We start from the raw sequence: 22966 nt of genomic DNA on the forward strand, positions 1-22966 counted from the left end.
TTATTTAAACTATCAAAAAGAAGATAAATAATGGTTCGATTAACATGCGGATAATTAAAAGCCTCCATATTCAGAGTGGAGGCTAATTTGTATTTGTGTATTCGCTTCGTTCTATTTTTTGCGACGATTTCGGTTCTTATACACCACGCAAAAGTTACCACGCTTGGTACGACACTTTGAGCAACGTTCACAATCTACTGGTGCGCGATTGCCTTCTTTCCAACGTTTGATCAACTGTGGCTCAGCCAATAAAGGGCGTGACACAGCAAAAAATTGGATACCTGTGTTTTCTGCAATTTTCTCAATCGCATCAATGTCGCTCAGCCCGCCGACAGTAATCACCGGTATGCTAACGTCCTGACTGATCACGTGACCATATTCGTGAAAGTAACCTTCTTCTTGTAGTGTGTAACCATCGAACGTTTGACCAACAAGTTCGTTTGCTTTGCCGTGAATATTGCCAGATACGATGATCGCATCAACGCCTACTTCTTCAAGTTTCTTACTGACGACGCGAGTTTCATCGAACGTTAAACCGCCGTCAAAGAACTCTGTTGCCGTCAGTTTAACGAGGATGGGAAATTCGCTTCCAACCAGCTTTCTGGTTTCAGAATAAATTTCTAAAAGAAAGCGCATGCGATTTTCTAAGTCACCGCCATATTCGTCTTCTCGACGATTATAGTACGGGCTTAAAAACTGGTTAATTAAATAAGTGTGCGCCGCATGAATCTCTACGCCGTCAAAACCAGCGTCTTGAGCACGTTTACTCGCCAATACGAATGCCTTTACGATGTAGTCTATTTCATCCTTTGTCATCGCTTTGCCTTGCGTATTTGTACCACGCTCAGGCACGTCACTCGGAGCGAAGATGACACGCTCACCGACGTTATGGGTGGTTTTGGTGCCACCGTAAGCAATTTGCATCACGATTTTAGAATCTAGTTGATGTACTAGCTCTGTTAGCTTTTTGTATTCTTCAATAAAAGAGTCGTTGTAGATCCCCATCATACCTGCGTTGGGTTTCTCTTCTTCAACGATATTGGCATAACCCGTGACAATAAGCCCAACTTCCCCTTTCGCAAGCGTTTCGTAAATATCGTAAAGCTTTGCCGTCATGTGACCATCTTCGGTCGCCATGTTCTCCCACGTTGCGCTTCGCACAAAACGGTTCTTTAGGGTCATGTTGCCAATGCGGGCTTCGGAAAACAAAATGCTCAAAACCAGTCCTCTTAAAGTTGTCTTTATGTTTTATCTTTTCGCAAGTAAACAAGAACGAAAAAGGAACAGCGATACACGATGTATGGCTGTTCCTTCTCTGAATCCTTGAGACCTGCAAACTACAGGCGCACCTTAATGCCTCGGAGACGACAAAACTTTAATCTGGGTTAAGGTTTAGTGAGTTTTTAGATTATGTAAATGGATGATTCTTAATCGTGTTCATTTCACTGGAGTTAAGATGCTTCGTCACCCACTTTCAGTCGTAAAGCTTTTGTATTTCGCTAGCTGGTGATTCAACTCAAACATTCACATTGTTAGTTTGTATGCTGCTATCGGAACTAGCACTACCCCAAATGTTTACATTACAAACTATCGATATTGAATTCTCATATGGCAAATAGAGTTATTGCGCTGTTTATACTTTTTGGCTTAATCGTCGCTATCTCTTGGCATTATTACGCGTCAGCGGAAACAGGCGACCCACTATGTTTTACACACTGGTTGTTTTTGCTTTTAGATATGAATACGTGATAGTGAAGCTAGAGGAGGAACAGGAAAAACAAAGGACAATAGAAAGTTAAATGACCTTACTTCTAGGTAAGGTCATTCATGCATTCAGCAGCAAAAGATATTGGCGCTTAGCAAACGCTTAGGTTTGGTTGTTACAGAGCTAGAGGAATCAACTCGACACCAAGCACACCACTGATCCCCATCACCACTAGCAGTGAGACTTTAAACACCGACTTTGACCAAGCGATGTAGTTGTTGTCATCAATGCTGCGAAAGGTCACTTTCGTCCACATAAAGCAAACAACCGCTGCAACCGCTAAGTATTCATACCCGGCTTCACCTAGTAAAAATAACCCCAATGATGCTGCTCCAAACGCCACGACATACGCTTTCATGTGTCGATGCGCTTTATGAATGCCTTCTTTAACTGGCAATACGGGAATCCCGGCTTCTCGGTAGTCTTGCATGCGGAACATGGCAATGGCATACGAGTGCGGCATTTGCCAGAGACAGAACATGGTAAAGAGTAAAATCGCTTCCAAGCTAATGAAGTTTGTTACCGCCAAGTAACCCACCAATGGCGGAACTGCGCCTGAGATACTTCCCACTAAGGTTCCATACACCGAGTTACGTTTGTACCACATCGTGTAAAAGAACACGTAATACACGTAGCCAAGCAACACGACGACAGCGGATAGTGGGTTCACTCGGATAAATAACAGTGCGGTTCCTACCAGCAATAATGCAAGTGCATAAACAAACGCAATATCGATATTGATGTTGCCTTTCACTGTTTCACGATTTCGTGTACGTGCCATCTTTTGGTCGATATCACGATCGAAAATATTATTCACCACACAACCTGAAGCGATGACTAACCCAACACCAACTAACGTCGTAACGAACAACATTAGACTGGCTGGTTCTGTTTTTGCGGCGAGGAAGAACCCCGCCGCAACAGAAATCAGGTTGCCGAAAATAATGCCCGGTTTAGTGATAGACAAATAACTTTTCAGCATACCTTGGCCTACAACTTCATGTTGACGTTCATGTTGTAGATGATCCATACCGAGCCAGCGATAAGGATAAGTACAACAATGGCGGTAAACATCAGTGATACAAGGTTCCAACGTCCGTCGGATGTTTTTGTTTCCATGTGCAAGAAGTATTTAAAGTGAACAAATATCTGCACTAATGCACATCCAAATAGAATCGCATAGGTCGTTGTATCTGGTAATGATTTCGTCCAAACAAAGTAGAACGGAATTACCGTCAGAATCAGTGAGGCAATAAAGCCTTTCACGTAATCTGACGAACTGGTTTCTACATGTTGATCCATTACATTACCCCCAGTAAGTAAACGATGGTAAAGACACAAATCCAAACGATATCTAGAAAGTGCCAGAATAGGCTTAAGCAGTTAAAGCGCATTGCCATATTGTCGTTCAGACCTTTCGTCGACAGTTGATGATACGTTACCGCTAACCAAATCAGACCAAAGGTTACGTGCAGGCCGTGCGTACCAACCAACGTAAAGAATGCCGATAGGAATGCACTTGTTTGTGGCCCATAGCCTTCTTCAATCAGGTGATGGAACTCATAGACCTCCATACAGATAAAGCCAAGACCAAGCGCGAACGTGACTAACATCCAACGTTTGAGACCAGCAACGTTGTTGCGCTTCATCGCGATAATGCCAAAACCAAATGTGATACTGCTAAACAGCAGTAGCATGGTTTCGACAAACACAAATGGGAGTTCGAAAATGTCTTTACCTGTTGGGCCCGCAATTGAATTGCTCGACAACACAGCGTATGTCGCGAACAAGGTCGCAAACAGTACGCAGTCACTCATCAGGTAAACCCAAAAACCAAATAGCTTGTTGCCATTCGTGTCATGGTGGTGATCATGGTCGTGATGTGCTGCGATATTAGTTTGCATACGTCACCTCCAGATCATCTTTACTTTCGCTGTCTTTCACTGAGTTTTTCTTCGCTTCTTCAAGCTGAGCTCGACGTTCAGCCTCAATTGCTTTGATCTCTTCAACTTCCACGTAGTAATCCACATCATCGTTATAGCTATGCTGAATACACGTCACGATAATACCGACCAAACTTGCCGCCGCTAGCCACCAGATGTACCAAATCATGCCGAAGCCAAATAGGAGCGACCAAGCCGACACGTAGATACCTGTTGCCGTGTTTTTTGGCATATGAATACGTTCGTATTCCACTTCTTTAGTTGGATCGAACTCGCCACTTTGTTTCTGGTACCAGAAGGCATCCAGCACATCACCTTTTGGTAGGTGCGCAAAGTTGTAGAACGGCGGTGGAGACGATGTTGCCCACTCAAGAGTACGACCACCCCACGGGTCACCAGTTAAATCACGGTTTTGCTCGCGGTCACGGATACTCACGTAAATTTGGATGAACTGAGACAATACGCCCAGCGCAATCACAACCGTACCTGCTGCGGCAATCGACAACAGTGGGAAGTATTCTGGGTTGATGTCTTGGCTTAAACGACGAGTCATCCCCATAAAGCCCAGCGCGTAAAGCGGTAGGAACGCCATTAGGAAGCCAATAATCCAAAGATAGAACGCGCGTTTGCCCCAAGTTTCATTCATGGTGAAACCGGTCGCTTTCGGGAACCAGTAAGTAATCGCCGCGAAACATCCAAACACCACACCACCGATGATAACGTTGTGGAAGTGAGCGATAAGGAATACTGAGTTATGCAGAACGAAATCTGCGCCCGGAACAGCCATTAGTACGCCCGTCATACCACCAACAGTAAAGGTGATAAGGAAGCCCACCGTCCACATCATTGGCGTCGTAAAGCGGATGCGGCCTTTGTACATGGTGAATAGCCAGTTGAAGATCTTCACCCCTGTTGGGATAGAAATGATCATCGTGGCAATACCGAAGAAGGCATTTACGTTCGCGCCAGACCCCATCGTAAAGAAGTGGTGTAGCCAAACGACAAACGCAAGAATCGTGATAACTACGGTAGCCCAAACTAGCGATGTGTAACCGAACAACTTTTTACGTGAGAAGGTTGCGGTGACTTCTGAGAACACACCAAAAATTGGCAAAATCAAGATGTACACTTCTGGGTGACCCCAAGCCCAAATCAGGTTGACGTACATCATTACGTTGCCGCCAAGATCATTGGTAAAGAAGTGCATGCCTAGGTATCTATCCAGCGTAAGCAGAGCGATAGTCACCGTTAGGATTGGGAATGAAATGATGATCAAAATGTTTGCACATAGAGATGCCCAAGTGAAAACTGGCATCTTCATCATTGGCATAGACGGTGTACGCATACGCAAAATGGTCGCGAAGAAGTTCACGCCTGTTAACGTCGTACCAACACCTGATATCTGCAGCGCCCAAATCCAATAGTCGACCCCGACTCCTGGGCTAGCCTCAATACCTGAAAGCGGCGGATACGCTAGCCAACCTGTACGACCAAATTCACCTAAGCCGAGAGACATGTTTGTTAGGATGACACCAACAACAAACAGCCAGAAGCTCAAGTTATTCAGATACGGGAAAGCCACGTCACGTGCACCAATCTGCAATGGCACGATGATGTTCATCAAACCAATGACCAATGGCATCGCTACAAAAAAGATCATGATCACGCCGTGGGCAGTAAAAATTTGATCGTAGTGATGCGGTGGCAAGTAACCTGCTTCACCCGCAGAAGAAAGGAGTTGCTGACTACGCATCATGACTGCGTCAGCAAAACCACGAACAAGCATCACCATCGCTACTGCGATGTACATGAAGCCAAGTTTTTTATGGTCTACTGAAGTAAACCATTCATTCCACAAATATTGCCACTTTCCGGCTTTGGTCACCGCGTAAACTACGGCTAAACCAACCAGCGCCACAACCGCTAGGGTGATGACGATAATAGGTTCGTGGAATGGAACTGAATCAAGAGTTAATCTTCCAAACATTACGATTATCCTTGGTTTTCAGGCAAACAGTTCATTGAACCAGGATGCTGAGTCACAACGTCGGTGAACAAGAACGGAGGAACGCTAGAGAACAAAGTGACTGGCTCTGCGATACTTGGCGCTGCCAGTGAGCTGTATTGCTCCCAATCTTCAATACGATCAGGGCTCGCCTTCACTTTCTGCACCCAATTTAGGAACGCAGCACGATCAGACATTGCTGAAGCTGTGAACTTCATTTGCGAAAAGCCTTCGCCGCTGTAGTTCGATGCAAAACCCTTGTAGTCACCTTCGTGGTTCGCTATCAGGTTGAGCTTGGTTACCATTCCTGGCATCGCGTAGATCTGTGTACCTAAGCGAGGGATGAAAAACGCGTTCATGATGTTGTCCGAAGTCAGTTTGAACTGCACTGGCACGTCTTTCGGGAACGCCACATAGTTCACCGTCGCAATGTTTTCTTCTGGATAGATGAACAACCATTTCCAATCGAGTGACACCACTTCGATGGTCATTGGTTTAACATCACTTTCCAAAGGTTTGGATGGCTCTAGTTCATGAGTTGAACGCCATGTGATCGTCGCAAGAATCGCAATGATGATGATTGGAATTGTCCATACCACCACTTCGATTTTGGTCGAGTGTGACCACTCGGGTGCGTACTCTTCTTCAGTGTTAGAGGCGCGGTATCGGTAAGCGAAGTAAATCGTCATTAAAATCACAGGGATTACAACGATCAACATCAGCAAAAGAGCAGTAATAATTAACTCTTTTTCTTGCACACCAATGGCACCTTTGGGGTCAAGTAAAGCTGAATTACATCCTGAGAGCATAAGTATGACGGACGCCAAACTTCCCCTCGACAAGATGCGTTTATATCTTGAGGCTTCCATTAACTTTCTCGATGGTTGTCTGGTTTCAAAGCAGATGCCAATCAAAGTAAATAAAAGCTCACAAATAGCGCAGAGGTAATGTATGAGAACAAGAAAAAACTTCGATAAGTAGTTATTCTACTTACAATTTTTCAACTTCGTCATCAAGCATTTAACCAGCTAGAATGAACCGTTATTTGCTACGATACGATTGGTATCAAGCCAAGAACCAGTTGTTATAGTCATTAGAATGTTTATGTGTTGAGCATGAGTAACGTCGGGCTCAGAGCGAAACAAAACGGAATTGAGTGGAGATCAAAACCACACTCTTAGTGTGAGTTTATTGTTACACTTTGAAACACTATGTTACATTTGGCGCATTATGAGGAGTAAAAAGTTAAAGCTCATTAGCCACAACTGGAAACTAACCTTCCATTAATGGAAGTTACACACTTTAAATCGAATATTAACCTCAACACGAATTTCTCGTGCTTCAACAATTAATTATTTAAAAACAAATAGTTGAAACTTAAAATTGATGAGACTGACTATCAACTTCATTTACGCAGATAGCCTTAATGAGAAGCGGAAACTAAAAAACCAAAAGTGTGATCAGCATCAAATTAATGATTTCACTTAATATTTGAGTGGTATTTACATCTCTTTATTGGATTGCGAGAAATCATTCTCAAGGTAAATCCAAACATAAGTTGTAAATACATTTGGGTTGCGCAGAATTAGCACTCCACAACATAGAAAATGTTGAAATGGAAAGAAACTTATTATTCAGGTCTATCAGAGCCTTATTTAAGTGGTCACTTACATACGAATACCGCCATCCACTTCTAAAACCCTGCCAGTAAAGTAATCACTCTCAATAATGTATTTTACTGCATGCGCGATTTCGCTTGTTTCGCCCATCCTGCCAACTGGGATCATCTTTTCTAATCGCTCTATGGCTTCTGGTTTCATTTGCTCTGCCATCGCGGTATGAACTACACCTGGTGCAACCGCCGCCGCGCGAATACCGTATCTTGCGAGCTCACGGGCCCATGTTGTCGCCATGGTCGCGACCGCCGCTTTTGACGCAGAATAATTGGTTTGTCCGATATTCCCTGCTCTCGCAACACTAGAAATATTGATGATAACGCCTTGGGAGCCACTCTCAATCATCTTGACGGCAGCTTCACGCCCACACAAAAATGTTCCTGTCACGTTAACGTTCATGACCAAATTGAATTGATCTAAAGACATCTTACTGATCACGCCATCTTTTGCTTTTACAAGTAACCCATCTCTTAACACGCCAGCGTTATTGACTAACCCATTGAGTTGACCAAAATCTTGGATAATCGCTTCAAACGTGGTTTCAACATCGATTTCGTTGGTGACATCCACTTGATATGTCAACGCTTTCGCACTCAGCATTCGACACTGCTCTTGTGTTTCCATTAAGCCACTGGCGTTTACATCCAACAACGCTAAATCAGCGCCAGCTTGAGCAAGGGTAATGGCCATCATTTGCCCAAGCCCCTGCCCTGCTCCTGTAATGGCAATAACACTACTTTTTATGTCCATATTGGTGCACTCCATAGCTCGTAATGTTCTCTATCTCAACCAGTCTAAGTTGGCCGAAATGATGCGCGTTTTACGTCACCATCTCGGGCTGGTTTGTCACAAAACTCGGTCTAGCCTTTCTTACTCTTGTATAACTCAAATAAGCTTGAGAAATCGAGTTCGCCGTGGCCGCTCGCGTTGTGGAAAGAATATAAGTTGCGCGCTAACGACCCCATCGGAACCGAAGAATGTGTTTGTAACGCCGCATCTAACCCCAAGCCGAGATCTTTCAGCATGAGTTTGCTCATAAAGCCCGGTTGGTAATCGTGACTGGCTGGCGCACTGTCCATCACGCCTGGGCAAGGATTGTAAAGCTCCAATGCCCAATTTCGGCCAGAGCTTTGCAGCATGATGTTTGATAGCACTTTTGGATCGAGTCCATGATCGATACCTAGGTTTAATGCCTCGCACGTACCAGACATTAAAATGCCGAGCATAAGGTTGTTACAGATTTTCGCCATTTGACCATCGCCTGCTTTGCCAGCATGGAAAACATTTTTTCCCATATACTGCAAAATGGCATTGGCTTTAGAAAACGCTTGATCCGAACCACCAACAATAAAGGTTAATGTCGCCGCTTTAGCGCCAGCAACGCCCCCCGAAACGGGCGCGTCGACAAACAACACGCGTTTATTTGCCGCTTCATTGGCGACTAATCGCGCAGAGTCCGGATCAATGGTTGAACAATCAATCATCAAGGTACTTGGCGAGACAAGATTGAGGACACCTACGCCACCATGTAAGTCACCAAGATACACGGAACGAACGTGAGACCCTGCTGGTAGCATCGTGATGACTGTGCTAGCACCATCCACGACTTCCTCAATAGAGCTCGCCACCACCGCACCAAAAGGTACTAGTTGCTTTGCGGCTTCGCTATCGACATCGAATACTTGCACGTTAAATCCAGACGCGAGTAAGTTTTGCGCCATCGGATGCCCCATTCTTCCTAAACCGATAAATGCGATGGTACTCATGATCATTCTCCTTATTGACCTAGTGTTTGTTCACCCAAATCAGCAAGCGGATGTTCGTCATCCGGCCAAAGTGAGGTAAACAAGGTATCGATGACATCTTCATCGACTTCACTGACACTGTTAAACATCCAGTTAGGTTCGCCATCCCGGTCAATAAGCCGAGAACGGACGCCCTCTTTAAATTCACCTAATAAGGCACTGCGAACCGACAAACTCAACTCTAAACGGAAGCAATCTGCAAGCGGTAAGCTGTGGTACTCTTTCACTTGTCTAAAGCAAATATGCGCGGTGATCGGACTGCCCGATGCGAACGTTTGTTTCGCGTTTTCTATCCACTGGCTATTCCCTTCGATAGTCATGATTCGCTGTGCTATCGCATTAAGATCAAAGCCTTTGCACGCTTCCTCTATCTGATCTAAGTATGGACAAATTTGCGTGGTTGGTTTGCTATCAATAACTTGTTCTTCCATTAACTGTAGTAGTGCAGTTACCAACTCTTTCGCGTCTTCTTTGCCCCACTGGAGCCGCTTTAGCTCATCCAGTAAGGTGGGATACTGCTCTTCCAACAGTGACCAATCGGCCAAACCAATAGTGACAGCGTCACTTGAATTTACCATTGAACCTGTCAATCCGAGGAATAAACCCACTTGCGGATCTATCTGGCTTAAAAACCACGTACCTCCCACATCGGGATACAGTCCAATATTGATTTCTGGCATAGCAAGGCGTGATGTTGTTGTCACAACTTTATGGCTGGTTCCCATAAAAAGCCCCATCCCACCGCCCATGACAATACCTTCTCCCCAACCGATAATGGGTTTGTTGTAAGTGTGGATGAGATAGTCACACTCATACTCCAACGAGAAATAGTTCGTACAGAACTCTACGATTTTTTCTTTACTCTCGTTATGCATGACGTGATACATAGCTCGAACATCACCACCAGCACAGAATGCTTTTTCTCCAGCGCCAGTCAGTACCACACAAGCCATATGTGGATCATCTTGCCACTTGATAAGCTGATCGTTAAGTTGGACCAACATGTCATACGTCAATGCATTCAATGAAGCGGTGTTGTCTAACGTTGCGATACCAATGCGGTGCACGCCATCTAAGCACTCTATTTCACTGATGGTTACCATCCCTGCCATGTGGCCTCCTATCGGTTTTTCCATTGCGGTGGGCGTTTTTCTAAAAAGGCGCGAACACCCTCGACTTGATCTTCCGTATCAAAAAGATTCAGAAACAACTCTCGCTCTTTCATTAAGCCGTGCTGAAGTGGCGCAGAGCGCATATTTTGAATGAGCGCCTTACATGCGGCGACAGAAGATGGCGACTGGTTCGAAACAGATTCAGCAAGCTCCATCGCTTTACTTAAAGCTTCGCCTTTGGGAACCAACTCCTCAACTAGGCCTAGTTCTTTTGCTTTGTCAGCGCTGACTTGCTCTCCACATAAAATGATGCGCTTTGCCCAGCCTTCCCCCACTAACGCTGTGAGGTTTTGGGTACCACCAGCACAGGGCAAAAGTCCGACTTTGGCTTCTGGTAAAGCAAGTACCGCTTGCTCTTCAACGACTCGAATGTCACAAGCTAATGCCACTTCTAACCCTCCGCCCATGGCGTAACCATTAATGGCGGCAATGGAAACACCACGGAATTCAGAGAGCGTTTCAAAAGCTTCACCAAAGCATCGCGCCATGTCTAACGCAACCACTTTGTCACCATCAGAAAATAGCTTGAGATCCGCACCAGCAGAGAAAAACTTTTCTCCACTGCCGGTTAAAACCAGTGCGTAGACCTGCTTATCATTGTTAAGTGTGAGTATCAGCGACTTCAGTACCTTGAGGCTCTCTGCTGTCCACGTATTGGCTGGCGGGTTGTTTATCGTCACCACCGCAACGTGATTAGTGATCGTATGTTGAATGGCTGCTTGGGTTAATGGCATATCTGAATCCTTTCTCAATGAGCAAATACCATACTTTGCTAAAGCAAAGCCGACTCCTCAGAGAGCAAACGACGTGCGATGATTAAACGCATAATTTCGTTCGTTCCCTCCAGAATTTGATGCACACGCACATCTCTGAAATGACGCTCCATTGGATACTCTTTGATGTAACCATAGCCACCATAAAGCTGCAGCGCGTGGTCGCAAACCTGAAAGCCCACATCGGTTGCGAACCGTTTTGCCATCGCGCAATAAGCCGTAGCATCAGGGTCATTTCGGTCGAGTTTACTGGCGGCATAGCGCACCAACTGCCGCGCAGCCACTAGCTCTGTCGCCATGTCTGCCAATTTGAATTGTAAGGCTTGAAACTGCGCAAGCGGCTTGCCGAACTGCTTACGCTCTTGAATGTACCGTGCCGCCTGATTAAGGGCCTGTTGAGCCGTACCGACGGAACAGGTCGCAATATTTATACGCCCTCCATCAAGCCCTTTCATCGCAAAGACAAAACCTTGCCCTTCTTCGCCCAGTAAATGGCTAGCTGGAATAACGACATTTTCAAAAGTAACCGCTCGTGTTGGTTGGCTGTTCCAACCCATTTTGGGTTCTTTGCGCCCATAGCTGATACCATCAGCGTGAGCAGGAACAACAAATGCGGACACGCCTTTGGCACCCTCATCTCCGGTTCGCGCCATCACGACCAAAACATCTGTCTCTCCTGCGCCAGAGATAAAGGTTTTGCAGCCATTCAGCACGTAAGTATCACCTTTTTTGCTCGCGGTTGTGGCCAACGAAGCGGCATCCGACCCCGCATTAGGCTCGGTTAAGCAATAGGAGCCTAACCACTCCCCCGTAACTAATTTCGGACAGAACTGCGTTTTGGCTTCATCGGTAGCAAAACTGGCTATCATCCAACTGACCATGTTGTGAATCGTCATAAACGCCGTAGTGGACGTACATCCCATGGCCAGTTGTTCAAAGATAATTGAAGCATCCAAGCGACTCAGCCCTAGGCCACCTTGCGCTTCTGGAGTGTAGAGACTGAGAAACCCCAGTTCCCCCGCCTCTCTCAATACGTCTTTGGGGAAGATCTGCTTTTCATCCCACTCCGCCGCCATCGGTGCTAAACACTCATCGGCAAATTGCTGAGCGGTATCGGCAAATGCACGTTGATCTTCATTAAGTTCAAAGTCCATAAAAGCTCCTTCTATTCACTCAGCGCAGTTGGATGGTCAAATTAGGCCCCGTTGGAATATCGTCATCAAACCAACGTGCCGTCACCGTTTTAGTCTCGGTATAAAAACGTACCGCTTGTTTACCATACGCATGTAAATCACCATAGAAACTGCCTCTCCAACCAGTAAAGGAGAAAAATGGTAAAGGGACTGGAATAGGCACATTGATCCCAACCTGACCGACTTGAATGTCATGCTGATATTTTCTCGCAGCAGCGCCATTAGCCGTAAAAATGGAAGTGCCGTTCCCGTATGGGTTGCGATTCACCAACTCAATGGCCTCTTGCAACGTTTCGACTTCCATACAAACTAAAACAGGGCCAAATATCTCTTGCGTGTAAATCGACATATTCGCTGTTACACCGCTAAACAAGGTTGGGCCAATCCAGTTTCCATCGGGAAAGCCTTCCACTTCACACTGACTGCCATCCAGTTCACACACTGCGCCTTGTTGTTTGCCATCTTCGATTAGGTCCAATACGCGTTGTTTGGCTTGCTCACTGATCAGTGGGCCATAAGCAGCTTGCTCATCGTCCCAAGGCCCTGGGTGTACTTTCGCCATTGCCTGTTTAAGGTCTGTAATCCATTGTTTTGAATCGCCGACAAATACCGCAACAGAAATTGCCATACAACGCTGCCCCGCCGCCCCAACGGAGGACCCCACTAAGTTATTCACCACTTGTTCCTTGTTCGCATCAGGCATGATCACCATGTGATTTTTAGCACCAGCAAAAGCTTGAACGCGTTTAAAGTGTTTCGTACCCGTAGTGTAGATATAACGGGCAACAGGAACCGAGCCAACAAATGACACCGCTCGAATATCAGGATGAGCCAGCAGAAAGTCGACTTGCTCTTTGCGGCCATGAACGATCTGCAACACCCCTTTTGGCGCGCCGGCTTGCTCAAATAGTTCGGCTAAACGAATAGAGGTCAATGGCACTTGTTCGGAGGGTTTGAGCACAAACGTATTGCCCGCAGCGATGGCGATTGGGAACATCCACAACGGAATCATGGCAGGAAAGTTAAACGGCGTGATCCCACAACACACACCTAAGGGCTGAATCATTGAGTAACTATCAATATCCGTGGCAACGTTTTCGACGGTTTCTCCCATCATGTTGCTAGCAATGTTTGCCGCCTGCTCAACCACCTCGATACCACGCCACACATCGCCTTTGGCATCCGCTAAAATCTTACCCGTCTCATGAGAAAGCAGTGTGGCAAGCTCATCATGATGTTCTTTGAGCAAGTGCTGATAGCGAAGCATGACTCTGGCACGCTCGGATACTGCCACTTCCTTCCAAGATTGGAATGTCTCTTTCGCATTATCAATGGCGGCTTCCATCTCGTGCTCTGTGGAACATGGAACGTACGCAATGACATCATTAGTGGCGGGATTGGTTACCTCAACCCAATCCGATGTTTGAGATTCACGAAACTCGCCACCAATAAACAAGGGAACCAAACGAGTCATCATTTACTCCTTTCTGATTTCAATTAAAGCGGTATTTCAATGCCTATCGCCGTGGCTTCTCCACCACCGATACAAAGTGACGCAACACCCCGCATCACTTTTTTGGCTTCGAGATCACCATTGGTGCCTAACGCTTGTAGCTGACGCAAACTGTGAATCAATGTCACCAGAATTCGTGCGCCACTAGCCCCTATCGGATGCCCAAGCGCACAGGCTCCACCTTTAATATTTACTTTGCTCGTATCTAGTCCAAGTTCCGCCACCGCTATTTGTGTCACGACGGCAAAGGCTTCATTGATTTCCCACAGGTCCACTTCATAAATTGACCAATCTAGCTGGAACAGCAGTTGCTCAATTGCGTAGACGGGTGCCAAAGTAAATTCTGCAGGTTTTCTGGCATGTGTAGAGTGCGCCTTGATGATCGCAAGTGGTTTAAGCCCCTGATGACGCGCAGTGTCTTCATCCATAAGCACAAGAGCCGCTGCGCCATCTGAAATGGCACTCGAATTAGCAGCGGTCACCGTACCTTTTTCATCGAATGCAGGTTTGAGTTGAGGAATTTTACCAAGGTCAATCGAGCGAGGGTGCTCATCGTAGTTCAGCACCGCTTGTTCTGACTTGGTATTGAGTGAAACCGGCGAAAGTTCATCGGCAAACAAGCCTCGCTCTTGAGCTTCCAACGCACGTTTTGCCGACATCACGGCCCATTCATCCATTTGCTCTCTGGTGAACTTAAGCCTGTCAGCGACTTGCTGAGCATAAACACCCATTAAGTGCCCTTCGTAAGCATCTTGTAGCCCATCGAGAAACATGTGGTCATACGCAGACTGGTGCCCCATACGCATTCCCTTTCTCGCCTCCCTCAGCAGATACGGCGCATTGGTCATACTTTCCATACCACCAGCAATGGCAGAGCGAATCGTTCCAGCTTTAATGAGATCGTGCGCTAACATGACGCTCTTCATGCCAGAGCCACACACTTTGTTAATGGTGGTGCACCCTACACCCAAAGGAAGATCTGCCCCCATAGATGCTTGCCTCGCAGGAGCTTGTCCACACCCTGCTGGAAGCACACATCCCATGAACACTTCATCCACCGAAGTCACATTCACTTCGTGCATTGCCGCCTTGATCGCCAGTGCGCCTAATTGAGGAGCAGAGTAAGTTTGCAACTTGCCTTGAAAGCGCCCAATTGGCGTTCTTTTCGCGCTGACAATCCAGATGTCTTTTCCCATGATTCGCATTCCCTTAAGGTATATGTGAACACTTGGCAGACTGATGACACCCTACATAGAATTACTCACCAAGCGCCACACCAGCCTTTATCGCCTTTTTCACTAACAAACTTTCATTCCGCGATTTCTTGACGTTTACGTAAGCATAGCACTAGCCTTTACAATGAGATGAAAAAACACACCAAGCAGACGTTTATATTTCAAAGTTGATGTTCGGCCTTCCCATTTAAGGTTCGATTTCCAGAAACTGGATTTTTATTCGAGGTAAGTATGTTATGGAAAAATACAAGATCAGTGACCTCGCCAAGGAGTTTGATATTACTACTCGCAGTATCCGGTTTTATGAAGACGTGGGTCTGATTGAACCAGAGCGAAAAGGCAATATGCGCGTTTATCAACGCAGGGATAGAATTCGCCTCAAACTGATTTTAAGAGGGAAACGACTCGGTTTTTCGTTAGCAGAAATTCGTGAACTTTTCGAGCTCTACGACATGCAACAAACCGAAGGACAGTTATTGAAAATGCTCAATATCATTGAAGAGAAACAAGCTGTCCTACAACAACAACTCAACGACATCAGCGTCGTTATGGCTGAGTTGAATGCCGCTAAGGAGCGTTGTATTCAAACACTCAAAAGCAAGCAGACATAAACGCTATACTCAATTAGCAAGACCGCTACAGGCTTTTCCACCCTACCTCTGATACCGGGAGACGTTATGAAAAGCACCTATACCCCACTCAATTTCGGACTTGGTGATACCATCGATATGCTCCGAGAACACGTTAATGCCTTTGCTACGGAACATATTGCGCCCATCGCCGCTGAGATAGACCGCGATAACCAGTTCCCGAATCATTTATGGCCTTTGTTGGGAGAAATGGGGTTGCTTGGTGTGACCGTCGATGAAGAGCTTGGTGGTGCAGGCATGGGATACCTCGCTCATGTTGTTGCCATGGAAGAAATCAGCCGTGCCTCTGCGTCTGTCGCTTTAAGCTACGGCGCTCATTCTAACCTGTGCGTCAACCAAATCTTTCGTAACGGCACGCCTTCTCAACGCGAAAAATACCTTCCAAAACTCATTGATGGTACGCACGTTGGCGCCCTAGCGATGAGTGAGCCCAATGCCGGTTCAGACGTGATAAGCATGCAACTGAAAGCGGAGAACAAGGGCGACCATTTTGTACTGAATGGCAACAAAATGTGGATAACAAACGGGCCCGATGCTGACGTAGTGGTGCTTTACGCTAAAACAGATGTCAGCGCAGGTTCACGTGGCATTACCGCATTCATTATTGAACGTAACTTCGCAGGTTTCACTCATGCTCAAAAGCTGGACAAGCTAGGCATGAGAGGCTCGAATACTTGCGAACTTGTATTTAACCATTGCGTAGTGCCAAAAGAGAATATTCTTGGCGAGTTGAATCAAGGCGTCGAGGTGTTAATGAGTGGGCTGGATTACGAGCGCGTCGTCCTCGCTGCCGGACCACTCGGGATAATGCAAGCTTGCATGGACATTGTGGTCCCGTACGTACATGAACGAGAGCAGTTTGGAAAATCCATTGGCGAGTTTCAGTTAGTTCAGGGCAAGATCGCCGATATGTACTCTCGAATGAGTGCAGCAAAAGCGTATGTATATACCGTCGCAGCGGCTTGTGATCGAGGTAACGCAACACGCAAAGACGCCGCTGGCGCGATTTTGTACAGTGCAGAACTCGCCACACAAATGGCACTCGATGCAATACAACTGCTCGGTGGGAATGGCTACATCAATGAATACCCTGCTGGTCGTTTGCTACGTGATGCAAAGCTTTATGAAATCGGCGCGGGTACCTCAGAGATTCGCCGCATGTTAATAGGCCGAGAGCTGTTCGAAGAATCTCGCTAACAGAACATACGACAAGGAAGTCATTATGGCCATTATCAAAAGTAAAACTAAGCCAACTGACGAGTTATTTCTTTCCAATAAAGCCGTGATGGAAACGTTGGTCACTCAACTTAATCAACACATCGAGACCATCAAACAGGGCGGCGGTGAAAAAGCCATTCAGCACCAGAGGCAAAAAGGAAAACTCCCCGCACGAGAACGCATCGCGCGCTTGCTTGATGACAACACTGACTTTCTTGAAATCAGCCAGTTTGCCGCCTGGCAAGTGTATGACGAGGCGATCCCCTGCGCTGGTGTTATCGCCGGCATTGGTATCATAGAGGGGATTCAATGCATGGTCATCGCCAACGATGCTTCGGTAAAAGGCGGAACCTACTACCCACTCACGGTAAAAAAACACCTTAGAGCGCAAGAGATTGCCCAACGTTGCCAACTCCCCTGCGTGTATTTGGTGGACTCCGGTGGCGCAAATCTCCCTCATCAGTCCGACGTCTTCCCCGACAAAGAACACTTTGGTCGCATTTTCTTTAACCAAGCGAGAATGTCAGCGAAAGGCATCCCCCAAGTTGCTGTTGTGATGGGGCTTTGCACTGCTGGGGGCGCGTACGTTCCTGCCATGGCGGATGTCTCCATTATGGTTAAAGAGCAAGGCACCATTTTTTTGGCGGGACCACCTTTGGTGAAAGCAGCCACTGGCGAAGTCGTGACGGGTGAAGAGCTCGGCGGTGCAGACGTGCATTGTCGGAAATCTGGTGTCGCAGATTATTACGCTGAAAATGATGAACATGCCCTAATGCTTGCGAGAGAAGCCATTGCCAATGCCAATAGAACAAGACCTGTTAAGCCAGAAAACACCGTGCTTCCTCCCCGCTACGACGCAGAAGAAATCTACGGAATCGTGAATGCCAACTTACGACTGTCATTCGACGTTCGAGAAATTGTTGCCCGCATCGTCGATGATTCTGATTTCGACGAATTCAAAGCCTTGTATGGCAGAACGCTAGTGTGTGGCTTCGCTCGTATTCAAGGACACTTGATTGGTATTGTGGCAAACAACGGTATCTTGTTTTCTGAATCGGCACAAAAAGGCGCGCACTTTATTGAGCTGTGCGCCAAACGGAAAACACCGCTTCTCTTTCTCCAAAACATTACCGGCTTTATGGTCGGAAAAAAGGTTGAAGAAGAAGGCATCGCAAAACATGGCGCCAAGTTAGTGATGGCCGTCGCTTGTGCTGACGTGCCGAAGTTTACCGTGATCATCGGTGGATCGTACGGCGCTGGTAATTACGGCATGTGCGGCCGAGCGTATGATCCAACCATGATGTGGATGTGGCCGAACGCGCGTATTTCTGTGATGGGCGGAGAACAAGCAGCAGGCGTTTTAACACAAGTTCGAAAAGACGCGAAGGAACGTCAGGGGGAAGCGTGGTCAGAGCAAGAAGAGCACATTTTTAGAGAATCGATCATAGACTTGTATGAAACACAAGGACATCCCTATTTTGCGAGTGCTCGGCTATGGGATGACGGAATTATTGACCCTAAAAAAACGCGTCAGGTGTTGAGTCAAGCGTTAATGGCAGCATTAAACGCCCCCATTCCTGATAGCGAGTTTGGCGTCTTCAGAATGTAAACATCCAAAGATGAATTAAGGAAGTAAGTATGCAGGAAATGCAACCAAGCATTATTCCCAACGCCCAAAGGCAAGATGATGTTCTTTGGCATGTCGATGATAATGGCGTAGCGACCATTACCCTAAACAGAGCAGCCAAACACAATGCTTTTGACGCTTGTACGATCGACTTGCTGATCCACCGCCTAGATTATCTCGCTTTACGAACGGATGTGCGGTGCTTGGTATTAAGAAGTAACGGTAAGCATTTTTCATCCGGGGCCGATTTGAATTGGATGCAGTCGATGGCCGACAGCACGAGGCAAGATAACTTCATTGATGCCCAAAACTTGGCAAGACTCATGGAAACATTAGATTCGTTCCCTCAACCCACCATCGCAGTTGTTCAAGGTTCCGCTTATGGTGGTGCTTTAGGGTTGATTTGTTGTAGTGATATCGCCATCGCAAGCCAAAGTGCCAACTTTTGCTTAAGTGAAGTTAAGCTTGGTTTAGTTCCAGCGACCATTGCGCCTTACGTCATGCGCGCGATGGGGAATAGACAAGCTAGACGCTATATCTTAAGTGGTGAAGTCATTTCAGCCGAAGATGCCGAACGGTTTGGTATTGTGCACGAAGTGAAAGAAGCCAAACAGCTTGAAAATGCGGTCGATAGCGTAATCAAGACGTTGCTACTTAATAGCCCAGATGCGATGCGTAAAGCGAAAACGCTCTGCCATCAATGTCATCAAAACCCCATCGATCAACAACTGATTCACTATACTAGCAAGCTCATTGCGGACATTAGAGTATCACCCCAAGGTCAAGATGGGCTGCAAGCGTTTCTTGAAAAACGTAGCCCAAGTTGGGTCACCAAGTCACAGGACAAGTAATGCTACCTTCCAAAGTAAAGATTGTCGAAGTAGGTCCTAGAGATGGGTTGCAAAATGAATCTCCTGTTGCGACCCAGACTAAAATCCGGCTGATCAACTTACTCTCTGATACTGGGTTAACGCATATTGAGGTGGGCTCTTTTGTCTCACCCAAATGGGTGCCACAAATGGCGGACTCAACAGAGGTCATGAAAGCAATAACACGGCGAAATCATGTTACCTACTCTGCCCTGACTCCAAACCTAAAAGGCTTAGAACAAGCGTTGGAGGCTGACGCCAATCAGGTCGCGATTTTCACTTCATCCTCAGAAGGATTCTGCCAGCACAATATCAATTGCTCGATTGCAGAAAGCCTAACTCGCTTCGAACCTGTAATGCGATTAGCCACCAAACACGGCATCCCGGTTCGTGGCTATCTATCCTGCGTCGCCGACTGCCCTTACGATGGCCCGACAGCCCCTAAACAAGTGGCGAGCGTGGTCAAATCACTCATCGATTTAGGGTGTTATGAGGTGTCTCTAGGCGACACAATCGGTACAGGCACGCCAAACCGTATCGCTGCTATGCTGGAAGCCGTCATGTTGGTTGCACCTCTTCGCCAGCTTGCTGTCCATTTCCACGACACATGGGGACAAGCTCTCACCAACATTTATCAGGCACTGAGTATGGGCATCAATACCATCGACAGTAGTGTAGCTGGGCTGGGTGGATGCCCATACGCTCAAGGCGCATCAGGAAATGTCGCAACGGAGGATGTACTGTATTTGTGCCAAGGGTTAGGAATAGAAACAGGGATCGACTTAGAGCTACTGGCTAAAGCTGGCTGGATGATCAGCGAAGAGCTGGGTCGGCAGCCTACATCAAAAGTGTCATTAGCATTGCGTAACCGCGTATTATCACTTTCGTAGAAGGCCATCCGGTACCTCAAATTCTCCCAACCCAAGTTAATTTGCTCTACTTTCGGGTAGGGAAGCGAAACCGCCCGCCAGTACGATAAATAATTAGAGAAAATAAGATAAGCACACAACCTACTAGTTTATTTGCCGTTAGTACTTCGCCATACCACAGCACGCTCAGAATAACCGTCCAAACTGGTTCTAATATCATAATTAGAGCAGCGTTACCTGCCTGAACAAATTTTTGCCCCATGGTTTGCATTACGTAACGCAAGCTCGTCGCTAATAAGGTACTCAACGCAAACCACCACCAAATAGAGGAGTCCACCTCTACCGGGAAAGATTCCATAAAAAATGAAACCAACAAACCTAAACAACCTGCTGAAAAAAGTTGCACGCAAGTAAGCAGCAGCACAGGTAGTTTTTGAGAGTATTTGCTGTTCACATTAAAATGAAGCGCCAAAACCAGTGCTGCACCAAGAAACCACAATTGACTGGCCGATTGTTTCCAGCCACCAACTAAAGAAAGACAAGCAAGACCTAATACAGCGATAGGCAAAGAAAGCCAGAAAATTCGTTGTGGTCGTTGACGAAACATAACCCATGCAACAATCGGCACAAACAGCATGGAAAGGCTCATGATAAATGCGCCTTCCCCGAGAGTATCACTGATAGAAATAGCGTAAATCCATGTCATAACGGCACTGCCTAACAGGAGCCCGACACCACCAGCAGAAAGCACATCTTTTAAGTTTGCTTTCAGCAAAGGTCGGTAACATAGAGGCAGTAAGCAGAGCGAAGCGATAGTAAATCGCGCCCCAATAAAGCCAAAAGGTGGTAAACCCTGTATTGTTTCCTTAGAGAATATCCAGCCAAGTGCCGCGATCATCGTCGTCGCAACCAGAATAACCGTCGCTTTGCGTTCTGAGTTAAACATAAGTACTCACAAAATATGGAACACACAATAGCGCAGCAAGAGAGTTTTACTGCGCTATTGTGTAAATTTGAAAGGGGTTTGTGTCGAGCGAAAAAGTGAAAGCCCGATCCTCTCCTGTATTGTTGTCACGCAGATTGAAGTTCTGCTGCTAGATACATTAAATGCAGGCAAAGTCTTAAGGCAAGCCTTTTCGCATACTAAATTACTTTAGCATTCTATACAGCAAGCAAACTGGCTAAAACCTGTACCGGGTGTCGAACTACCTCCCCTTCAAAACGCTTAACTTGACTGCGGCAGGAGTAGTATTGCGACTTCAACGCTCCTCAATACAGGTTGAATAAGGCGAATTGCTTTTTACCCATCGCCCCTACAATGAAAACTTATTGATTAACTACAACGAGCGGTTAAATTGCTCCACGGCCTCTACAACACGGCTAGCGCCATCTTGTATTTCATTCATCACATTGCCTGCTTTTTCAGAGAGCTCTAGCGTATCTAGTGCTTCTTTTTGGCATTTAGCGATCAGCTTAACTGCGTTATCTGTTCGCTGTAGGTTTTCACTGACCATTGTGACAATTTCATCGGTGGTTGCATTGGTTCTTGTAGCAAGCTGTCTGACTTCATCAGCAACAACGGCAAAACCTCTACCATGCTCACCCGCACGAGCCGCTTCTATCGCCGCATTTAACGCCAATAAGTTAGTTTGGTCAGCGATACCACTGATGCTATTTACCAACTCGCTAATACGCGATGAGTGCGCTTTTAGCTCGTCAATCGCGGTGTTCGCTTGCTGCATTTGCTCGGAAAGTATCTGCATCTTTTCTAACGTTGAGCCTATAACCTCTTGCCCTTGCAGGGTTTGTGTTCCAGTTTCTTGCGAGATTTCATTCGCCAATTGCGCAGCCTGGGCCATTTTCTGTTCCTGCATCACCTGCTGGGTAATATCTGTCGCGAACTTAACGACCTTGTAGAGCTCTCCTCTGTCGTTATGGATAGGGTTATATGAAGCCTCTAGCCACACCTCTTCACCATAACGGTTAACTCGTTTGAATCGCTCTGATGAAAATTGCCCTTTTGCTAAACGTTGCCAAAACTCACGGTAAGCTTGAGAGCTCGACTCTTCCTGATCACAAAACATGCGATGATGCTTCCCTAGAATCTGATCAAGCGTATAACCCATTGTGTTTAGGAAATTATCGTTGGCTTTTAAAACATGGCCATCTAATGTGAACTCAATCACCGCCATAGAACGACTTAATGCATTTAGCATGTCCTCTTGCTCACGAGATGATTTGATCGTTCGCGTAAGTTCAGAAGCAAAAACAAAAAAGCTTTCTACTTCTCTGCGCTCATTTAAAACAGGCTGGATAATCGTTCTTAACCAGGCTTCCTCACCATTACCTTTCTGTACTTGCAATGCCCCATTCCAGAACACTTTATCTTGGACGGCTTTCTTCATTCGATGAAAGTGGTCTGTATTGCGCGAATTTGACGGTACCAATTCAGTAATTGATTTCGTTAAGATCTCATCATCATGTAAGAAAAGTTCTTGCTGTAGTTTGGTATTTGCAGAAGTAATGAGGCCTTTACTATCCAATGTTAAGCGGATCATCTCTTCATCTAAACTGGTTTGGATTTGCTGCAGGATTTGCAACTCCTGCTTTAATCGTTGATTTTCTTGTTGAAGCGACTTATTAAAAAACATGA

General features: G+C 46.3%; 20 protein-coding genes. 5 read left to right on the forward strand and 15 right to left on the reverse strand.

The genetic code is table 11. The features are described 5' to 3' along the window. Positions 1-111 precede the first annotated feature (111 nt). From CAG68_RS10170 to CAG68_RS10230, 13 genes are all read right to left on the reverse strand, one after another. Complete coding sequence (locus CAG68_RS10170) at positions 112-1218, reverse strand: NADH:flavin oxidoreductase (RefSeq protein WP_054729379.1); 1107 nt, start codon at positions 1216-1218, stop codon at positions 112-114. A gap of 662 nt (positions 1219-1880) precedes the next feature. Then, positions 1881-2795 carry a heme o synthase gene (gene cyoE / locus CAG68_RS10175; RefSeq protein WP_033906955.1) on the reverse strand — a complete coding sequence of 305 codons (915 nt, stop codon included), beginning with the start codon at positions 2793-2795 and terminating at the stop codon, positions 1881-1883. Beyond that, positions 2756-3067 carry a cytochrome o ubiquinol oxidase subunit IV gene (gene cyoD / locus CAG68_RS10180; RefSeq protein ID WP_005375783.1) on the reverse strand — a complete coding sequence of 104 codons (312 nt, stop codon included), beginning with the start codon at positions 3065-3067 and terminating at the stop codon, positions 2756-2758. The genes cyoE and cyoD overlap by 40 nt, the downstream gene beginning before the upstream one ends. After that, a complete protein-coding gene (gene cyoC, locus CAG68_RS10185) occupies positions 3067-3669 on the reverse strand; it encodes a cytochrome o ubiquinol oxidase subunit III (protein ID WP_033906953.1) in 603 nt (200 codons plus the stop codon). Before cyoC ends, cyoD begins: the two co-directional genes overlap by 1 nt. Then, complete coding sequence (gene cyoB, locus CAG68_RS10190) at positions 3659-5695, reverse strand: cytochrome o ubiquinol oxidase subunit I (protein ID WP_005375781.1); 2037 nt, start codon at positions 5693-5695, stop codon at positions 3659-3661. Before cyoB ends, cyoC begins: the two co-directional genes overlap by 11 nt. A gap of 5 nt (positions 5696-5700) precedes the next feature. Further along, positions 5701-6582, reverse strand: a complete 882-nt coding sequence (gene cyoA, locus CAG68_RS10195; RefSeq protein WP_005388604.1) for a ubiquinol oxidase subunit II — start codon at positions 6580-6582, stop codon at positions 5701-5703. A 798-nt stretch (positions 6583-7380) separates the two neighbouring features. Next, positions 7381-8139, reverse strand: coding sequence for an SDR family oxidoreductase (locus tag CAG68_RS10200; protein ID WP_005375778.1), 759 nt, complete (start codon positions 8137-8139; stop codon positions 7381-7383). A gap of 110 nt (positions 8140-8249) precedes the next feature. Continuing rightward, positions 8250-9155: a 3-hydroxyisobutyrate dehydrogenase gene (mmsB, locus tag CAG68_RS10205; RefSeq protein WP_005375775.1), complete on the reverse strand. Its 906-nt coding sequence runs from the start codon at positions 9153-9155 to the stop codon at positions 8250-8252. Positions 9156-9166: 11 nt separating this feature from the next. Continuing rightward, positions 9167-10306, reverse strand: a complete 1140-nt coding sequence (locus CAG68_RS10210) for a 3-hydroxyisobutyryl-CoA hydrolase (protein WP_161441101.1) — start codon at positions 10304-10306, stop codon at positions 9167-9169. Positions 10307-10314: 8 nt separating this feature from the next. After that, positions 10315-11100: an enoyl-CoA hydratase gene (locus tag CAG68_RS10215; protein ID WP_161441102.1), complete on the reverse strand. Its 786-nt coding sequence runs from the start codon at positions 11098-11100 to the stop codon at positions 10315-10317. Positions 11101-11138: 38 nt separating this feature from the next. Then, positions 11139-12293, reverse strand: a complete 1155-nt coding sequence (locus CAG68_RS10220) for an acyl-CoA dehydrogenase family protein (RefSeq protein WP_161441103.1) — start codon at positions 12291-12293, stop codon at positions 11139-11141. Positions 12294-12312: 19 nt separating this feature from the next. After that, positions 12313-13806 carry a CoA-acylating methylmalonate-semialdehyde dehydrogenase gene (locus CAG68_RS10225; RefSeq protein ID WP_017634263.1) on the reverse strand — a complete coding sequence of 498 codons (1494 nt, stop codon included), beginning with the start codon at positions 13804-13806 and terminating at the stop codon, positions 12313-12315. 23 nt (positions 13807-13829) lie between these two features. After that, positions 13830-15041 (reverse strand): acetyl-CoA C-acyltransferase, encoded by a 1212-nt coding sequence (locus CAG68_RS10230; protein ID WP_025767662.1) that lies wholly within the window; start codon positions 15039-15041, stop codon positions 13830-13832. Positions 15042-15316: 275 nt separating this feature from the next. Here CAG68_RS10230 and CAG68_RS10235 point away from each other — a divergent pair, with 275 nt between their 5' ends. From CAG68_RS10235 to CAG68_RS10255, 5 genes are all read left to right on the forward strand, one after another. Further along, on the forward strand, positions 15317-15691 hold the full coding sequence (locus tag CAG68_RS10235) for a MerR family transcriptional regulator (protein ID WP_017821195.1): 375 nt from the start codon (positions 15317-15319) through the stop codon (positions 15689-15691). Positions 15692-15757: 66 nt separating this feature from the next. Next, positions 15758-16927: an isovaleryl-CoA dehydrogenase gene (locus tag CAG68_RS10240; protein WP_005387610.1), complete on the forward strand. Its 1170-nt coding sequence runs from the start codon at positions 15758-15760 to the stop codon at positions 16925-16927. A gap of 25 nt (positions 16928-16952) precedes the next feature. Next, positions 16953-18557 (forward strand): carboxyl transferase domain-containing protein, encoded by a 1605-nt coding sequence (locus tag CAG68_RS10245; protein ID WP_086047315.1) that lies wholly within the window; start codon positions 16953-16955, stop codon positions 18555-18557. A gap of 29 nt (positions 18558-18586) precedes the next feature. Continuing rightward, positions 18587-19426 (forward strand): enoyl-CoA hydratase-related protein, encoded by an 840-nt coding sequence (locus tag CAG68_RS10250; RefSeq protein ID WP_086047314.1) that lies wholly within the window; start codon positions 18587-18589, stop codon positions 19424-19426. After that, the gene (locus CAG68_RS10255) at positions 19426-20334 is read left to right on the forward strand and encodes a hydroxymethylglutaryl-CoA lyase (RefSeq protein WP_161441104.1); all 909 of its coding nucleotides are present in this window, start codon (positions 19426-19428) and stop codon (positions 20332-20334) included. The genes CAG68_RS10250 and CAG68_RS10255 overlap by 1 nt, the downstream gene beginning before the upstream one ends. Before the next feature lie 46 nt (positions 20335-20380). Here CAG68_RS10255 and CAG68_RS10260 read toward each other — a convergent pair whose 3' ends face one another. Both CAG68_RS10260 and CAG68_RS10265 read right to left on the reverse strand, forming a co-directional pair. Next, positions 20381-21259, reverse strand: coding sequence for a DMT family transporter (locus tag CAG68_RS10260; RefSeq protein ID WP_017634269.1), 879 nt, complete (start codon positions 21257-21259; stop codon positions 20381-20383). Positions 21260-21650: 391 nt separating this feature from the next. Then, on the reverse strand, positions 21651-22964 hold the full coding sequence (locus tag CAG68_RS10265; RefSeq protein ID WP_161441105.1) for a methyl-accepting chemotaxis protein: 1314 nt from the start codon (positions 22962-22964) through the stop codon (positions 21651-21653). Between the last annotated feature and the right edge of the window lie 2 nt (positions 22965-22966).

The organism is Vibrio sp. V42_P2S4T144 (assembly GCF_009904715.1).
Classification (GTDB): Bacteria; Pseudomonadota; Gammaproteobacteria; order Enterobacterales; family Vibrionaceae; genus Vibrio; species Vibrio alginolyticus.